Here is a 17,426-nt window from a genome sequence, read left to right as displayed (position 1 = left end):
CGGGCTGAGGGGCCACAGCTCAGTCCTGCTGGCCCTCTTCGCCTTCGTCTTCGCCTTCGGCGTCTTCGTCAGCGGCGGCTTCTTCGCCCACGGTTTCGACTTCAGCGCCTTCGTCAAGGGCGGCATCGGCTTCAGCAGCCATTTCGCCCGTGCCCTGGCTGGCGCGGATGTAGAGCGCGGTAACGATGGAGTAGTCGTGCTCCTCACCTTCATAGTGGAGCATCGGCAGTATCACGCCTTCAGGCAGCTCGATGTCGCTGAGCATGATGCTCTCGCCGGGCTCGAGCTTGGCCAGATCAACCTCCAGATACTCCGGCAGGTCGCCAGGCAGCGATTCGACTTCCACATCCATGACCTGATAGGAAATGACCACACCGGCCTCCTTTTCGGCCGGCGAAATTTCCTCGTTGATGAAGTGCAGTGGCACCTGCATGCGAATTTCCTGATCGTCAGAGATGCGCAGGAAATCGGCGTGGATCAGTACGGGCTTGAACGGATGACGCTGCAGATCACGAAGAACGACCTTTTGCCTTTTCTCGCCCACTCGCAGCTCGAGCACGGAGGAATGAAAGGCCTGCTCATCGGATTCATGCATCAGGTAGTTGTGGTCGATGGTGATGCTGACCGCGTCGCGATCACCGCCGTAAACCACGGCCGGCACCCGACCCGCGCGGCGCAGGCGGCGGCTCGCACCTTTCCCCACGTCCGTACGCATTTCTGCCGGAATCTTGTATTGTTTCGCCATGACGATTCGTCTCTTTCCAAGGGTTGAATGACCGACCGCCCGCGACCAGGCAGTCGGAACAAGCCCGCCATTATAGCGCCCTTCGAGCCCGCGCAAAAGCCCGCTGTCGCGTTGTGCGGGTTGTGGGGCCCGGTTACAGCCGCCACGCGTGACCAGGCACGCCACGTCGTCCGTCGGCGATGTAACGCCGACCCACGGCGTTGCCCGGTGCGTGGGCGGTTCGTCGGCGGCCTGCGTAGGTTGCGGTTACACCCGCAACGGACGAGGTACCGGAGCGCCCCGACGTCAGCCACGCGTGGCCAGGCACGCCGCGTTGTCCGTCGGCGATGTAACGCCGACCTACGTTGCCCGGTGCGTGGGCGGTTTGTCGGCGGCCTGCGTAGGTTGCGGTTACATCCGCGACGGACGAGGTACCGGAGCGCCCCGACGTCAGCCACGCGTGATCAGGCCCGCCACGTCGTCCGTCGGCGATGTAACGCCGACCTACGTTGCCCGGTGCGTGGGCGGTTCGTCGTCGGCCTGCGTAGGTTGCGGTTACATCCGCAACGGACGACTTTCACGGCTCCTCCCACTGCCCGCTTTCGGCCCAGCGCTCCAGCGCCGCCAGCCAGGGATCGATGTCGAGGCCCTCGGCGGCGAGCCATTCGTCGTTGAAGTAGGTGTCGGCGTAGCGGTTGCCGCCGTCGCACAGGAGCGTGACCACGCTGCCCTTCTCGCCGCGCTGGCGCATTTCGGAAAGCAGGCGCACCACGCCGATCAGGTTGGTTCCGGTCGAGCCGCCGCAGCGCCGGCCCAGCCAGTCTTCAAGGAAGCGGACGGCCGCCATGGAGGCGGCGTCGGGTATGCGCTCCATGCGGTCGACCAGCGACGGGATGAAACTCGGCTCGACTCTTGGGCGGCCGATGCCCTCGATACGCGAGGCCTTGTGGGTGGTCAGGCCGCAGTCGCGGGTTTCGTAGTAGTCGGCAAACACCGAGTTTTCCGGGTCGACCACGCACATTTGTGTGGGGCAGCCGGCAAAACAGCGGTAGCGCATGTAGCGGCCGATGGTGGCCGCGGTGCCGCCGGTACCTGCCGAGACTACAACCCAGCGTGGATAGGGCTGCGGCTCGAGCGCCATCTGAGCAAACAGGGACTCGGCGATGTTGTTGTTGCCGCGCCAGTCGGTGGCTCTTTCGGCATATGTGAACTGGTCCATGTAGTGCCCGCCCAGCTCGCGTGCCAGGCGTTCGGATTCGGCGTAGATTTCGCCCGGCTCGACCAGATGCGACTCACCGCCATAGAAGGCAATCTTGGCGATCTTCTTGCGCGAGGTGTCTTTGGGCATCACCGCGATGAAGCGCAGGCCGAGCAGGCGGGCAAAGTAAGCCTCTGACACCGCCGTGGAGCCGCTGCTGGCCTCGATGATGGGCGTGTCGGGCCCGATCCAGCCGTTGGACAGACCGTAGAGAAACAGCGAGCGCGCCAGGCGGTGCTTGAGGCTGCCGGTCGGGTGAATCGACTCGTCTTTCAGATAGATCTGCCAGCCCCGCCAGGCGACCGGCATGTCCGCGCGGATCAGGTGCGTGTCGGCGGAGCGGTTGAAGTCGGCATCAATGGCCCGGATCGCCTCGGCGACCCAGCGGCAGCGATTGGAGGTCATGCAAAGGGCCCGGTGATTGGTCTGCCGGCATGATACCGCGGGCGGGTCGCATCAAGGCGGGCATGAAACCTTCCTGCTAGAATTGCGGTCTTATCCTGCAGACTCATTCACCTGTCAACTCAAGGATCAACGCCGACAATGAGCGAGAACCTTCGTGCACATACCATCAGCCGCGGTCGCTCGACCGCGATGGACGACAATGCGCGCCGCGTGCTGCGCAACACCTGGAACCTGCTGTCACTGACGCTGCTGTTCAGTGCCGGCGTGGCCTGGCTTTCGATGGCCAATAACTGGCCGCACCCGGGGCTGGTGATCACGCTGGTGGGCTATTTCGGCCTGCTGTTCGCCACCCAGGCGCTGCGCAACTCGGCCTGGGGCATTCTGACCACTTTTGCGCTGACCGGCTTCATGGGCCTGACCATCGGCCCGATCATCAGCGCCTACACGACCATGTTCAGCAACGGCGACCAGCTGGTCATTGCCGCCATGGGCGCCACCGGCGTGGCCTTTGTCGGCCTGTCGGGCTTTGCGATGGTGACCAAGAAGGACTTCGGGTTCATCGGGCCGATGCTGTTTGCCGGCATTCTGGTGGCCTTCGTGGCCAGCCTGATTGCCGTGTTCTTCAATATGCCGGCGCTGAGCCTGGCCGTGAGCGGCATGTTTGCGCTCCTGATGTGCGGCCTGATTCTCTACCAGACCCAGCAGATCGTCAGAGGCGGCGAGACCAACTACATCATGGCGACGGTCACGCTGTTCGTGTCGCTCTACAACCTGTTTCTGAGCCTGCTGCAGCTGTTCGGCTTTTTCTTCGGCGAAGAGTAAGGCGCTGGAGACAGTCCCCACCCCTTCGAAACCCCGGCCGCCGTGCCGGGGTTTTTTATCGTGGACGCGCGCGCAACCCCGGCGCATATCTCATCGCCCACAGCATCGCATTCCCGGCCTCCGAGCCGGAATCTTCCTGCCGAGGGTGCGTGCGTTCAGAGAGGCCCCGGATCGAGTCCGGGGCTACCGGTTTTCTGGTTCGGGGGCTACCAGTTTTCTGGTTCGGGGCTGCGGGCGTGTCGTCACGGAATGTGTGAGCGGGCGTGCCGTCGCGGGGGGTGTGGGCGCCCGAGCCGGCGCTGATGCGTTGGGCTTCGCTGCACGCATCCTGCGAAGCCATTGCAACCTCCGGCACAAGCCAGGCTCACGCGTGGTGGTGTTGAACGCGACTTGGAAGAAGGCTGTCCAGCAGCAGCAGGATGACGCCGACGACGATGGCGGAGTCGGCGAGGTTGAAGGCGGGCCAGTGCCAGTCGGCGTAGTAGACGTCGATGAAGTCGACGACGTAGCCAAAGCGGATGCGGTCGATCAGGTTGCCGATGGCCCCACCGATGATCAAAGCCAGCGCCGCAGGCAGCAGGCGGGCGCGATGCGGCAGGCGCCATAGCCAGACCAGCAGCACACCAACGATCACGACGGCCACGCCGGACAAAAACCAGCGCTGCCAGCCGCTGCCGCCGGCCAGGAAAGAAAACGCCGCGCCGGTGTTGTGGGCCAGCGTCAGGTTTAGCCACGGCAACACCGCGTTCGGGCGATAGAGCTCGAGATGATGCATGGCGAGCTGCTTGGTGTATAGATCGAGCAGCACGATCAGCGCGGCCATGCCCAGCCACAGCCCGTAGCGAACGGGGCGCATCGGCAGCATCAGCCCCAATGCCGGGTTTCGCCCGGCCCCTCGACATTTTCCACGCAGCGTTCGCAGATTTCCGGATGATCCGGGTTGCTGCCCACCGAATCACGATGGTGCCAGCAGCGCACGCACTTGGCGTGCTCGGTTGGCTTGACCGCCAGCTTGAGGCTGTCGCCGTCGATGTCGGCGGTTTCCATCGGCTCGGCCACCGGCGCGAGGTGGACGTCCGACGAGATGAAGAAAAAGCGCAGTTCGTCGCCGATGGAGTCGAGCGCTTCGGCCAGCTTGCCGGAGGCTTCCAGCGTGATTTCGGCCGCCAGCGAAGCGCCGATGGTCTTGTCGCGCCGAAGCTGCTCGAGCCACGGGCCAACGACCTCGCGCACTTTGCGCAGGCGCTGGATGGTGTTGCGGTTGCGCTCGTCGCTGGTCGTCAGACCTTCGTACCAGGTGGCCAGCATCACCGAGTCGTCGCGCCCGCCGGGCATTTCCTTCCAGATTTCCTCGGCGGTAAAGCAGCACACCGGTGCCAGCCAGCGCACCAGGGCCTCGAGGATGTGGTGCATGGCCGTCTGCGCCGAGCGCCGCGCGGGGTGGTCGGCGGGCAGGGTGTAGAGGCGATCCTTGATGATGTCGAGATAGAAGGCGCCCATGTCGACCGAGCAGAAGTGATGCACGCCCTGGTAGATGTTGAGATAGCGGTAGTTGCGATAGGCGTCGGTGACCTCGTCCTGCAGCCGCGCGGCCATGTCGATAGCGTAGCGATCGAGCGGCAGCAGCTCGTCGAGTGCCCGGGCGTCGGTGGTCGGGTCAAAATCGTGCAGGTTGCCCAGCAAAAAGCGGGCAGTGTTGCGGATACGCCGGTAGGCGTCGGCCACGCGCTTGAGGATCTCGTCGGAGACGCTCATTTCCTGGCGGTAATCGGCCGCGGCCACCCACAGGCGCAGGATGTCGGCGCCGAGCGTTTTCATGACCTGCTGCGGGGCGACCACATTGCCCTGCGACTTCGACATCTTCCGGCCTTCGGCGTCGACGGTGAAGCCGTGGGTGAGCACCTGTTTGTATGGCGCGACACCGTGCATGGCCACCGAGGTCAAAAGCGAGGACTGGAACCAGCCGCGATGCTGATCGGAGCCTTCCAGGTAGATGTCGGCCGGGCGCGTGAGCTCGGCGCGCTTGTCGAGCACGCAGTGATGGGTCACGCCCGAGTCGAACCACACGTCGAGGATGTCGGGCACCGGCTCGTACTGCTCGCCGTCGACGCCCAGGCGCTCGGCAATGTCGTCGGCGTACCAGGCGTCGACGCCGTCTTTTTCAACGACCTCGGCGAACTTGCGCAGCAGCTCGGGGGTGTCGGGGTGCGGCTCCTGGCTGTCGCGGTCGATGAACAAGCCCAGAGGCACGCCCCAGGTGCGTTGGCGCGAGATGCACCAGTCCGGGCGGGTTTCGATCATGCCGCGGATGCGCGCCTGACCCCAGTCGGGCACCCAGCGCACCTGGTCGACTTCACGCAGGGCCTGTTCACGCAGGCCGGCCTGGTCCATGGCAATGAACCACTGCGGTGTGGTGCGGAAAGCCGTCGGCGTCTTGTGGCGCCAGCAGTGCGGGTAGCTGTGGTCGAAATCCTCGGCCGAGAGCAGCGTGCCGTTGCTGCGCATGTGTTCGACCAGCACGGCGTTGGCCTTCCACACGTGCTGGCCGCCAACCACCGGAGTTTCGTCGACGAACACGCCGCGTCCGTCGATGGGATTGACCACAGGCAGGCCGTATTCCTGGCCGACCTCGAAGTCTTCCTGACCGTGGCCGGGGGCGGTGTGAACCGCGCCGGTACCGGTTTCGGTAGTGACGTGCTCGCCGAGGATGGCCGGCACCTCGTAGTCGTTGAAGGGGTGGCGCAGGCGCAGATGCTCGAGCTGGTCGCCGCGAATGGTGCCCAGCACCTCGACCTTGTCCAGGCCGATGCGCTCGCACACCGCCTCGCGCAGCTCGCTGGCGACCACCAGATCGCGTTTGACGCCGTCGCGCATGCCGCGCACCAGGTCGTAGTCGAGCTCGGCGTTCAGACAGACCGCCTGGTTGGCGGGAATGGTCCAGGGCGTGGTCGTCCAGATGGCGATACCGGCATCGTCGGCCAGGCCGGTGACACCGAACAGGCTGGCGAGCTTTTCCGGATCAACCGCAGGAAACAGCACGTCGATGGCAATCGAGGTCTTGTCCTGGTATTCGATCTCGGCCTCGGCCAGGGCCGAGCCGCAGTCGAAGCACCAGTGCACCGGCTTGACGCCGCGCTTGAGATGGCCGCGCTCGACGATCTTCGCCAGCGCGCGCAGCATGTCGGCTTCGTAGCTGAAGTCGCGGCTGGCGTAGGGGTTGGCCCAGTCACCCAGCCCACCCAGGCGCTTGAAGTCCTCGCGCTGGTTGGCGATCTGCTTATCGGCATATTCGCGGCACTTCTGGCGAAAGGTGGCAGCATCGACCTTCTGACCGACCTTGCCGACCTTCTTTTCGACCTGCACCTCGATCGGCAGGCCGTGGCAGTCCCAGCCCGGCACGTAGGGCGCGCGGTAGCCGGCAAGCAGCGCCGAGCGCACCACGAAATCCTTGAGAATCTTGTTGACCGCATGCCCGATGTGAATGTCGCCGTTGGCATACGGCGGGCCGTCGTGCAGCACGAAGGTCTCACGGTCTGCGGTGGCCTCCTGCAGACGCGCGTAGAGCTCGTCGGCATACCACTGCTCGAGCATGCCGGGCTCGCGCTGGGCAAGCGAAGCCTTCATCGGAAAGGCGGTCTTGGGGAGGTTGATGGTTTTTTTGTAGTCCACGGGCGTTTTCAAGGGCTCTGGGTTCAGTTTCAGGAAATTTTCGATTACCAAATTCCAATTTACCAACAAACCTCAATGCTCAACTCCCAATGATCGAAACCCCTCAGCTTGGCCGGGGTTGTCTTGATCATTGGAAGCTCGGTCATCAGGTCCTTGTTTGAAAATTGGCGTTTGGTGCTTGTTCATTCATGCAGCAGCACTTCTCGCGCTTTGTCAGCATCCTTCTCCATCTGCTTGGTCAGCGCCTCGAGGTCGTCAAAATGCTCTTCGGTGCGAATGAACTCGACGAACTCGACTTCAAGGTGCTTGCCGTACAGATCGCCATCGTAATCGAACAGGTGCACTTCGAGCACCCAGTCAGTGCCGCCGAGCACCGGGCGGCGGCCCAGGCTGGCGACACCGGGATGCGCAACCAGGCCGGCGCCCGAAACGCGGGCGGCCAGGATGCCCGATAGCGCCGGCGGGTTCGGCGGCCGGATATTGACCGTTGGGAACCCCAGGCTACGGCCCAGACGGCGGCCGCGCAGCACCCGGCCGGATATGCGACAGGGCCGGCCCAGCAGGCGCTCGGCTTCGCCGAGCTTGCCCTCGAACAACGCGGTGCGGATGCGCGTCGATGAAATACGCTCTTGGCCGTCGACAACCGCCTCGACCTGTTCGACCTCGAAGCCGTAGCGCCGACCCAGCTTTCTGAGCATGGCAACGTCACCGGCCGCCCGCGAGCCAAAATTGAAGTCCGCGCCGACAACGACACGTTCGGCACGCGCACCGCGCACCAGCACATCGCGCACGAAACGCTCCGGGCTCTGACGGGCAAAGCCCGCGTTGAAGCGCAGCATGAACATCAGATCCAGCCCGTAATCGCGCGTGAGACGAATCTTGTCGCGCACGTTGAGCAGGCGCGGCTGCGGCGAGTCCGGCTTGAAGAAGGTGGCCGGCAGCGGCTCGAAACACATCAGCGCCGGCGTCAGTTTGCCGGCGCCGCTGCGGGCAGCCTCGATCAGCGCCTGATGGCCGCGGTGGAGACCGTCGAAATTGCCCACGGCCACCGAGGTGGCGGGCCATCTGTCGCGGTCGGGATTGAAGTGTCTGACGAGTCGCATGGCAAGCCATGGATTGTACCCGTTTTGAGCCTGTCGCTCTGCAAGTGCCGCAGCGTGTCCGGCCGGCGGTGCGCAGGCGATCAGCTCGGGGTGCTTTTGCCATGAGCCGGGCGGGCAAGGTGGCGCGGGCGCAGGCCGGTGGCGATAAGCACCAGTGCATAGGCTGCCGCGCCCGCGCCAATCACCAGCGCGATCATGCCGGCGCGCCACGCCGTTGTGGCCGCAAGCCAGCGCCCGACGTCGGGCTGGAGGGCCAGCAGCACCGCCGCCATGACCAGGCAGCCGGCAACCGCCTGCCCTACCCGGCGCCATGGCAGCCGCGGCGTGAGCGACTGGTGGCGCAGACCACGCCACAGCAGCGTGGCGTTGATCCAGCCCGACGCGCTGGAAGCCAGCGCCAGCCCGGCGTGCGCCCCGGGATGATTGGCCAGCATGACCCAGAAGCCGCCCGCATCGCTGCCACCGGCCAGCCACCAGGCAATCGCGATCACGAACAACACGTTCAGCCCCATGTTGGCGATCAGGGCGATGACGGCGATCTTGACCGGCGTTCTGGTGTCCTGACGCGAAAAGTAGGCCGGCGCCAGAACCTTGACGCCGATGAAGGCCGGCAGGCCCAGGCTGTAGGCCAGCAGCGCGCGCGCCGCCATCAACGCGTCCTGATCGGTGAAGGCGCCGTGGTGAAAGAGCGTGATGATCAGGGGCTCGGCCACCATCGCCAGGCCCACCGCCGCCGGCAGCGCGATGATCAGCCCCAGAGTGACGGCCCAGTCGAGCACGGCGCGATATTCCGCGCGCCCGTTGCGCGCGTGCAGCGACGAGAGCGTGGGCAGGATCACCACCGACAGCGCCACGCCGAACATGCCCAGCGGAAACTCCATCAGCCGATCGCCGTAGTACAGCCAGGCCAGCGAGCCCGAGGCCAGCAGCGAGGCGAAGAACACGTCGAACAGCAGGCTGACCTGCGCCACGGAAGAGCCGAACAGGGTCGGCACCATCAGCTTCATGATGCGCCTGACTCCCGGATGGCGAAAGTCGGGCCTTGGCAGCGGCAGCACATCGTGACGGGCCAGCAGCGGAAGCTGCACGGCCAGCTGGAGTACGCCGGCGGCGAGCACGCCCCAGGCGAGCGCCTTGATGGGCTGCTCGAACAGCGGGCTGAAGGCCACCGCCGCGGTAATCAGCGCCACATTGAGCAGCGCCGGCGTGAGCGCCGGCAGCGCAAAACGACCCAGGGTGTTGAGAATGCCGCCGGCCAGCGCCGTGAGCGCGATGAACAGCAGATAGGGGAAGGTCACCCGCAGCAGGTCGGTGGCCAACCGGAACTTTTCGGGGTCGTCGAGAAAGCCGGGCGCGAACAGCGTGACCACCCCGCCGGCCGCGAACACGCCCAGCGCGGTGACTACCAGCAGTACCGCCATCAGGCTGCCGGCCGTGGCGTCGATCAGCGACTTGAGGCGGGCGTGGTCGTGTTTTTCGCGGTATTCGTTGAGCACCGGCACGAAGGCCAGCGAAAACGAGCCCTCGGCAAACAGCCGGCGCAGGAAGTTGGGAATCTTGAAGGCAAAGACGAAAGCGTCCATCGCCGGCCCGGCCCCGAACCAGCGCGCGAACACGACGTCACGGGCAAAGCCCAGAATCCGCGAGATCAGCGTCATCGAGCTGAACGAGAAGATGCTCTTGAGAAGGCTCATCGCGCTCAGTCACCCACTGCTGCCAGCGCGTCGCATGGCCCGACGCGGCAGCCTGCATATGCATCGCACATGGCTTCTTGACTCCTGACCCCATTCATCCGATAATTGCCTGCTTGTTTTCCAATGACCGATTTTTTCAGGAGACTCCAACGTGGCCAATAGCGTATCTGCCCGCAAGCGCGCCCGCCAGGCCGAGAAGCATCGCCAGCTCAATGCCTCGCAGAAATCGCACGTGCGCACCCAGATCAAGAAGGTGCTGCGCGCCATCGAGTCGGGCGACAAGGCCGCGGCCGAGCAGGCCTACAAGGCCGCCGTGCCGGCCATCGACCGCTCCGTTTCGAAAGGCGTCATGCACGCCAACAAGGCCGCCCGCCACAAGTCGCGGCTCAATCAGCACGTTCGCGACATGGCCTGAGCCTTTCGGGCACAAGCCGAACACGAAAAAGCCGCGCCTGACAGCGCGGCTTTTTCTTTGCCTGCACTTGCTTTTTTCCCCGCAATTGCTCTTTGCCCACACTGGGGTGATCACTTGAAGGGATTGGCCAGATCCAGCCCGCACCCCTCGAAATCCCGTATATTGCGGGTTGCCAACTCAAGGTTTCGGCTCAGCGCAATTGACGCAATCTGGCCGTCCGCCGTGCTCATTGGCCGACCGCTCGCTCTCCGATGGGCCATTATTTCGCCGTAAATCGTTGCCGCAGAATAGTCGAACTTCAGCACTCACCCGGTGAATACAGCCTTTACGAATCTCTCGAATCGGTATCTCAGCATCCGACCACGAGCGCCCTTCGGCAAGGCACAAATCCCATACTCGATCTCGGCTATCGTGATGGTGCTCAGCCACAGTCGTGTGGATTCCGACTCATTGAGCCAAGCGACCACACCGACATTCGGTCGGGGCTTCATGAGCTCTGACAGGACGTTGGTGTCGAGCAGAATCACGAATCCAGATCGATCGGCTCATGGGGAGCGCGATCGGGCAACTCGATCGTCGCGCCGTGCGACTCGCCAAAGAACTCGAGCGCCAGATCGCCCAGACGCCGGGGCGGAGCCACGGCATGGCGAATGATCCGCCGAACCTCCTCCTCCATCGAAACACCATTGCGAGCTGCTCGCATCCGGAGCAGCTCCAGTGTTTCCCGATCCAATCGTCTGACGCTCAAGCTGCCCATTTGGGCACCATCCATTCATCACCACTGATAGCACATGATATCACTCCGGACTCGCGTCACCCGGCTATCACCACCCCTGTATACCCGGCAGGTCTTCCGGGAAGCTGAGACGATAGCCGACGGTGAGCTTCAATTCCTCTCCGCCCGCCAGTTCGCGGTCCCAGGCGAGTACGCCGGGGCGGTCGTCGACCTTGCGGCGGTCGGGTTGTGTGCTCGAGTCGGTAAGGGAAACTTCGATGCGATCGTCGCGCGAGACCGGCATGGCGTCGAAGACGGTCAGCTCGATCGGGCGTGAATGGCCGTTGCTCACTGAAATCTCGTGTGCGCGGGTGAGCACGGTCGACTTGCGCAGCATGCCCTCGGTTGAACGATCGTCGCGTACCAGTTCGTATTCGACCGTGATGCGGTCGTCGACGCCGAAGCTCGAGGCCAGCTCTCCGCCGGGCGCCACGCCCTCGAAGCGTGTCTGACCGACCAGGGTGTCGTCCTGGTAGAGCGTGACCGAGCCGGGCGGCAGCGCGAGCTCGCCTTCCCAGTCACCTTCGGCGTAGAGCCAGGCGGTGGGCTGGTAGCGCGGCACCGTGCGCGCGCTCAGGGCCACGTCAACGGCGTGCTCGTCCAGGCGGAAGCGATGCGGCTGGTTGTCGGAGGTCACGCTGGCGCGGCCGGGCACGCGATAGGCCTGGGTGTATTCGTTGCCGACCAGCGCGGCGGTATCCCAGCCGGCCGCGGACTTTGCCGGCGCGGCTTCTGCTGCCACCATCGCGCTGCGCTGCAGGGTATCGCCGGCAAACCCCGCTGAATCACGGGCCTGCTCTTCGAGCGGCTGTTCCACATCGACCCACCACGGCGAGACCTCGGGCAGGCGCCCGCCGGCCGACGGGCGCGACAGCGACAGCCGAAGCTCGGCGTCGGACCAGTCTTCGCCGGTGCGCTGGCGCACCTCGGCAAGCTGGATGAGCTGCAGCTTGTGGCCTTCAGTGTCCAGGCGCCACTCGTAAACCGGCCGCCAATAGGCACCGCCGACGGTGTACTCGACGGTGAATTCGGCCGTGCCGGATGCAGTAGCCTCCCAGGCCAGGCTGAGTGCGAGGGTATCGCGCTGGCGCTGGCCGAGATCGGCGAGCTCCTGTTCCAGACGCTTGATTTGTGCATTCAGATCACGCCGCTGGTGCTGCAGCTTGCGGCGCGCCGAAAACACGGCCTCGGCGCCGCTGCCCACCGTCTCCAGCGCCTTGCTCCAGCCGTCGAGCGAGAGCTTGCCGTCGCCCTGCCCCGCCCCGTTGGCCAGCGAGCGCAGCAGGCTGAGCTGCATTTCGCGCGCCTGGATGTCGTCGTCGACCGCGTGCATTTCCTCGCGCAGCTTCTCGAGGCGCTGCTCGAGCTCGCGGGCGCGCTCGCTGACGCGCTCGCTGCCGCGCACCGTCTCGAGCTGGTAGGCACCCAGGCGCAGGCCTTCCGGCCCCGTGGCGGATATTCGCAGGCTGTCGCGCGACAGGCCGGTGGGCAGGTCGGAGCGGGTCAGCTCGCCGCTGCCGGCCCTGACCTCGACTTCGAAGACACGCGTGACCGTCGCGCGGTCGGGAAAGACGGTGACCGATTCGACCGCGGCGCCCGCCGGGAAGAGCCAGAAAAGGGTGAGAACTGCCGTTGGAATCCTTAGCATTACGCTTCTCCGGTTGATTAAGACGCTGCAGGCGGAAAGACCGCGGCCGAGCGGAGCGAGCCCAGCGGCGCCAACAGGATTGTGGGCTCAGTCGGCCGGGTTTTCTGCAGCAGCCTGCCAGGTGGTCCCGCCGCCTTGCTCAAGGTAGTTCATCACGTCGCCGGTCAGTTTGTCCAGCCCCTTGTGAGCCACCGCCGAGATCGCATACCAGGGTGCGCGCCAATCGAGCTGCTCGATGATCTCAGCAGCGGCATCGCGTGCCAGCTCGTCGTCGAGCTGATCGATCTTGGTCAATACCAGCCAGCGCTCGCGCCCGGCCAGGTGTTGATTGAACTGCTCGAGCTCGCGTTCGAGCGCGCGTACCTGATCGGCGGGGTTACTGCCATCGGCCGGGGCAATCTCGACCAGATGCAGCAACAGGCCGGTGCGCTGCAGATGCTTCAGGAATTGAATCCCCAGGCCAGCGCCTTCGGCGGCACCTTCGATCAGGCCGGGGATGTCGGCGATGACAAACGAGCGCCCCGCTTCGAGGCGGACCACGCCCAGATTGGGGTGCAGCGTGGTGAAGGGATAGTCGGCTACCCTGGGCCGAGCCGCGGACACCGCGCTGACCAGCGTTGACTTGCCGGCATTGGGAAAACCGAGCAGACCGACGTCGGCGAGCACCTTGAGCTCCAGATGCAGCTCGCGCGTTTCGCCCGGCGTGCCGGGCGTCGACTGCCGCGGCGCGCGATTGGTGGAAGACTTGAAGTTGATGTTGCCGCGACCGCCGCTGCCGCCGCGTGCAACGAGCATGCGCTGACCGTGCTCAAGTATCTCGCCGATCAGCTCGCCGGTCTCGGTAGCGGTGACAATGGTGCCCAGCGGCACGTGCACAACGATGTCGTCAGCCGACTTGCCGGTACGCTGGCGACCGGCGCCGGGTCGGCCGTTGTCTGCCTTGAACTGGCGGGCGTGACGGAAGTCGGCCAGAGTGTTGAGCCCGGAATCGCCGGCCAGCCAGACCTGGCCACCATCGCCGCCATCGCCGCCGTCGGGCCCGCCTCTGGGAATGAATTTCTCGCGCCGAAAACTGACACAACCATTGCCGCCGTTACCGGCGGCGACGCGAATCGTAGCTTCATCAACAAATTTCATGACTGCATTTTACCCGCTTGGTGCCGGCTTGCCGGGAATAGCCGCGGGGAGAATGAAACCTTTACGACGCAAAGACGCGGAGTAAGAGAAAACAATGGAACCACGGAAAGCATCAAACCAGAATCATCAGCCCGGCACGCATTCCTCCGCCTCGCCTTGTTTCACTTTCCGTGTCTTCCATGCTTTCCGTGGTGACCAGGTTTTGTCTCTTGAGCTGTTTCGCGTCTTTGCGTTCCAGGAATTTTGAATAGCGCCCCCGAATACGAAAAAGCCCCGCTCGAAGGCGGGGCTTTTTCGGCATCCGGCTGGGGCAGAATGCAGGTATTGTCGTTGCCTGTGGCGCCTACTCGATCGGTTCGATCGAGACGTGCCGGCGCACGGGCTTGCCGCGGCGTTCGAACTTGACCTTGCCGTCGGTCAGGGCGAACAGGGTGTGGTCGCGGCCCACGCCGACGTTGGCGCCGGCATGAAAAGCGGTACCGCGCTGGCGGACCAGAATGTTGCCGGCCAGAACGGCTTCGCCGCCGTAGCGCTTGACGCCCAGATATTGCGGATTTGAATCGCGGCCGTTGCGTGTCGAGCCGCCTGCCTTTTTATGAGCCATTGCTTAGCCCTCGATTCCTGTGATCTTGATTTCGGTGTAGTGCTGACGGTGACCCATCTGCTTCATGTGATGCTTGCGGCGCTTGAACTTGATGATGCGAACCTTGTCGCCGCGGCCGTGGTTCACCACCTCGGCGGTGACCTTGCCGCCCTCGACAGTGGGGCTGCCGATGCGCACATCGTCGCCTTCGCCAACCATCAGAACCTGGTCGATCTCGACGCTGGCGCCCTGCTCGGCGTCCAGTTTTTCGACGCGCAGCACGTCGCCTTCAGTGGCCCGGTACTGCTTGCCGCCGGTTGAAAATACCGCGTACATGGATGAATCTCCGCAAAAGCTCGCCAGTAAAGAGCGGGAATTCTACCCAACGACGCCGTGCGAGTCAATGCCGGCGGGCGATGACCGCCCGCCGGCTGGTGGCGCTTCTACAGCTACAGATCTGCCGGGCGGCCTGCGTCGGGCAGACTGTAGTCGCACACGCCCTGCGGATGGATCTGCTCGAGGCGGGCGATCTGGTCAGAATCAAACTGCCGCTCGCCGTAGGTGCCGTCGTTGAGCGCCCGGCTGACGGGCTTTAGCTGGCATTTGAATACCGCGCCGGTGATCGGGGCGCCGGCCTCGATGCGCGAGGTCGTGTAGGTCGGAAACGCCTGCGCGCAGGCGCCCCTGGCGCCGCTGTCGAGGATGCCATTCCAGACATCTTCCCCGGCGGCGATCACCTCACCGTCGTAGCGGAAGCAGGCGTCGACGGCCTCTTCGGGGCGATTGTCGACAACGGAGCTGCCCGGGTTGGCGCGGATGTTGGCCATCCAGGCATCCATCACTTCCAGCGCGGTGCGCTCGAGATCGAACTGCCCGATCTGATAGGGCGGCTCGTCGCCGATGCCGGCAAACCAGATGACCTGGTGGTTGGCGTTGCCCATGTGGTTGATGATGCGCTGGCGGGTGGCGAAGCTCTGGTTGGAGTTGTGCATGTCCAGCACCGGCTCGAGCCAGTCGCGGATGTCGAGCACGGGAATGTCGATCTGGCCATGGAAGACCTCGCCGGACTCATACAGCGCCGCAATCGCCTCCCGGTCACCGCTGTGGCGCGGCGCTGGCGCGCTGCCGTCGCCGAGCATGATGTTGCGGCGGCTCCAGGGGTCGAAGTTTTCCGGGGTGGCATCACCGAGGAAGGGAAAGCCCTCCTGCACCATGTCTTCGGCGGGCTTCCAGCCGCCGATGCGAGCATTGAGGTGCAGGAACTGCTCGGCGTCGATGTCACCCGCGACGAAGGCGCGCAGGCCGTACTGCACGCCGACGTTATCGACGGCGCGGCGGGCGTAGCCATTCTCGTCGACGCCGTAGATGTTGCGCAGGTCGTCCATGTGCGTCCATTCGATGTCCATGATGGCCGACAGCGGCTCGTAGTGCTCAGCGTTGTCGACGGCGCCGTAATGCGGGTTCAGAGCCAGCGGCGAGAGCCCGCGCCAGGCCGGCACGCATTCGGTCATGCCGGGCGCGGCGCTGAAGCCCATGGCCAGCTGGGCCTCCTCGAACGGGTTGCCCATCCAGTCAACGGCGTTGAAGCCGACCAGCAGACTGCGATTCTTCGTGGTTTGCCAGAAGGGGTTGTCGCCATCGGTGGCGTCCATGTAGTGCTCGAGCAGCTCGCAGTCACCGACGTGGATGGTCTGAGTGACCATGTCGGGGTAGGAACGCTCGGGGATGGCCGCATCGATCAGGTCGGGGTGATTCTGGCCGTAGACATACTGCTGGATGGCGCCGCCGGAGGCGCCCAGGCCGACGGTATAGGTCGGCACGCCGTAGCGCTTGATGAAGCCTTCCTTGGTCATCAGCGCGGTTTCACCGCCGACCTGCAAATTGTAGTGCTCGCCGGTGCGCGTGCCGGTCGAGTAGGCAATGGCGTGGCCTAGGCCGAGCACCTTGGCCTTCATGGCGCGACTGGATGACCAGCGGCCCTGAGTGTGCCCGATGCCGACGCCGCCCTGGAAGTGATAGAGCAGGCGCCCGTTCCAGCGGCTGGTGTCGTGGTCGGCCGCGCCGGTGCCGATGAGATCCGGGTCGGCCAGCATCGCGTAGCTGTAGATGAAGCGGTTGATGGTGCCGCGTTCGACGCGAATGACGAAATCCACTTCTTCGCCGTCAATGGTCACAGTGGTGGCCAGGTCGTCGGGACGACTGCCGTCAGCCGGCCAGTCCGCCCACTTGTCACCGGTGGTGCGGTAGTGCCAGGTGATGAACGAATCGATGGAGCAGTTGCGGCTGTAGCCTATGACCGATCCGTCATCGCCGTAAACGCGGAATCCGGGCGGACTGCCGCTGTCGACCTTCGGCTGGATGCCGAACTGGTCAGCCACGGAGCATACGAAGGGGTGCTGCTGCGGACCGGACAACAGCGGGCCGGTGATCGGGTGGTTGACCAGCTCGATCTGACCTCCAGGCTGCAGGAAAAAGCCGCCTTCGTGAAAACGAAAATGCCAGGCCTGCAGGGTATTGCTGCCCTCGGCAAGCCCCTCGATCCGGTATTCCAGGCGCCCGTCCTGACGAAATGCCGTGGACGCAACCAGCTGACCGTTGGCCATGAACAGGCTGCTGAGGTGGCCGGCGGGCCTTTCGAGCGCGATGCGCACATCGCCACCGGTCACCTGATCGGGCGGGCTGGAGAGAATCTTGATTTCACCACCCTGCCCGCCGGCAAGCTGGACAGGAACCGGGGGCAACGCCCAGGCGACGCTGCAGGCAATCAGCGCTGCCGTCAGGACAAGGCCTTTGACGAGTCGTTGCCGGGATCGCCGGCACAGGATTGAATGCATGTTTCCTCCCTCATGACAGACGCAGGAGCCGCTCTCTGACGCGCCTGCCGGGCGCATGCTTTCGCGGATCGCTGGTAAGGCTGTGCAAGCTGGCCGGAACAACCGGCTCTGCCCCTTTCTGCCGGAATCATATTGGCATCGAAGGGGACTTTGCCTCAATCACGGTCGGCGCGCTATATTAGCGGGCTTGTCCCGCATTTACGTGTTCTGCAATGAAATCGATCAGCGTCCGCGGCGCGCGTACTCACAACCTGGCCAATGTCGATGTCGAGCTGCCTCGTGACCAGTTGATCGTGTTCACGGGTCTGTCAGGCTCGGGCAAGTCGTCGCTGGCCTTCGACACCATCTATGCCGAGGGC

Annotated in this window: 15 protein-coding genes; 2 read left to right on the top strand and 13 right to left on the bottom strand. The window is 64.6% G+C overall.

Annotated elements, in window-relative coordinates; translation table 11 throughout:
* Positions 1-19 precede the first annotated feature (19 nt).
* Positions 20-745 carry a 50S ribosomal protein L25/general stress protein Ctc gene (locus tag ACEWQ0_RS04740; protein ID WP_476484670.1) on the bottom strand — a complete coding sequence of 242 codons (726 nt, stop codon included), beginning with the start codon at positions 743-745 and terminating at the stop codon, positions 20-22.
* A 556-nt stretch (positions 746-1,301) separates the two neighbouring features.
* Complete coding sequence (locus ACEWQ0_RS04735) at positions 1,302-2,387, bottom strand: PLP-dependent cysteine synthase family protein (protein ID WP_476484669.1); 1,086 nt, start codon at positions 2,385-2,387, stop codon at positions 1,302-1,304.
* Positions 2,388-2,525: 138 nt separating this feature from the next.
* Here ACEWQ0_RS04735 and ACEWQ0_RS04730 point away from each other — a divergent pair, with 138 nt between their 5' ends.
* Positions 2,526-3,209, top strand: a complete 684-nt coding sequence (locus ACEWQ0_RS04730; RefSeq protein WP_476481095.1) for a Bax inhibitor-1/YccA family protein — start codon at positions 2,526-2,528, stop codon at positions 3,207-3,209.
* Between the two features lie 364 nt (positions 3,210-3,573).
* On the opposite strand, the gene lspA is transcribed toward ACEWQ0_RS04730, so the two are convergent.
* The 4 genes from lspA to murJ form a co-directional block, all read right to left on the bottom strand.
* Positions 3,574-4,065, bottom strand: a complete 492-nt coding sequence (gene lspA / locus ACEWQ0_RS04725; protein ID WP_476484700.1) for a signal peptidase II — start codon at positions 4,063-4,065, stop codon at positions 3,574-3,576.
* Positions 4,066-4,073: 8 nt separating this feature from the next.
* Positions 4,074-6,833 (bottom strand): isoleucine--tRNA ligase, encoded by a 2,760-nt coding sequence (gene ileS, locus ACEWQ0_RS04720; RefSeq protein ID WP_476484699.1) that lies wholly within the window; start codon positions 6,831-6,833, stop codon positions 4,074-4,076.
* 227 nt (positions 6,834-7,060) lie between these two features.
* Complete coding sequence (locus ACEWQ0_RS04715) at positions 7,061-7,981, bottom strand: bifunctional riboflavin kinase/FAD synthetase (protein WP_476481094.1); 921 nt, start codon at positions 7,979-7,981, stop codon at positions 7,061-7,063.
* A gap of 80 nt (positions 7,982-8,061) precedes the next feature.
* Positions 8,062-9,675, bottom strand: a complete 1,614-nt coding sequence (gene murJ / locus ACEWQ0_RS04710; RefSeq protein WP_476481093.1) for a murein biosynthesis integral membrane protein MurJ — start codon at positions 9,673-9,675, stop codon at positions 8,062-8,064.
* A gap of 151 nt (positions 9,676-9,826) precedes the next feature.
* Between murJ and rpsT the strand changes: the two genes are divergently transcribed.
* Positions 9,827-10,090 carry a 30S ribosomal protein S20 gene (gene rpsT / locus ACEWQ0_RS04705; RefSeq protein WP_476481092.1) on the top strand — a complete coding sequence of 88 codons (264 nt, stop codon included), beginning with the start codon at positions 9,827-9,829 and terminating at the stop codon, positions 10,088-10,090.
* 305 nt (positions 10,091-10,395) lie between these two features.
* Here rpsT and ACEWQ0_RS04700 read toward each other — a convergent pair whose 3' ends face one another.
* From ACEWQ0_RS04700 to ACEWQ0_RS04670, 7 genes are all read right to left on the bottom strand, one after another.
* The gene (locus ACEWQ0_RS04700; RefSeq protein ID WP_476481091.1) at positions 10,396-10,617 is read right to left on the bottom strand and encodes a PIN domain-containing protein; all 222 of its coding nucleotides are present in this window, start codon (positions 10,615-10,617) and stop codon (positions 10,396-10,398) included.
* Complete coding sequence (locus ACEWQ0_RS04695; protein ID WP_476481124.1) at positions 10,614-10,847, bottom strand: FitA-like ribbon-helix-helix domain-containing protein; 234 nt, start codon at positions 10,845-10,847, stop codon at positions 10,614-10,616. Before ACEWQ0_RS04695 ends, ACEWQ0_RS04700 begins: the two co-directional genes overlap by 4 nt.
* Before the next feature lie 67 nt (positions 10,848-10,914).
* Positions 10,915-12,513, bottom strand: coding sequence for a mucoidy inhibitor MuiA family protein (locus ACEWQ0_RS04690; protein WP_476484668.1), 1,599 nt, complete (start codon positions 12,511-12,513; stop codon positions 10,915-10,917).
* A gap of 87 nt (positions 12,514-12,600) precedes the next feature.
* Positions 12,601-13,650: an Obg family GTPase CgtA gene (cgtA, locus tag ACEWQ0_RS04685; RefSeq protein ID WP_476484667.1), complete on the bottom strand. Its 1,050-nt coding sequence runs from the start codon at positions 13,648-13,650 to the stop codon at positions 12,601-12,603.
* Positions 13,651-13,993: 343 nt separating this feature from the next.
* Entirely contained in the window at positions 13,994-14,254 is a 261-nt protein-coding gene (rpmA, locus tag ACEWQ0_RS04680; protein WP_476481088.1) for a 50S ribosomal protein L27, read from the bottom strand.
* Between the two features lie 3 nt (positions 14,255-14,257).
* A complete protein-coding gene (gene rplU, locus ACEWQ0_RS04675) occupies positions 14,258-14,569 on the bottom strand; it encodes a 50S ribosomal protein L21 (protein ID WP_476481087.1) in 312 nt (103 codons plus the stop codon).
* 113 nt (positions 14,570-14,682) lie between these two features.
* The gene (locus ACEWQ0_RS04670) at positions 14,683-17,067 is read right to left on the bottom strand and encodes a DUF6351 family protein (protein WP_476484666.1); all 2,385 of its coding nucleotides are present in this window, start codon (positions 17,065-17,067) and stop codon (positions 14,683-14,685) included.
* Between the last annotated feature and the right edge of the window lie 359 nt (positions 17,068-17,426).

This window comes from Wenzhouxiangella sp. YN9 (assembly GCF_056324165.1).
Note: the sequence above shows the minus strand (reverse complement) of the source record. Positions and strands in the feature narration are given on the sequence as shown.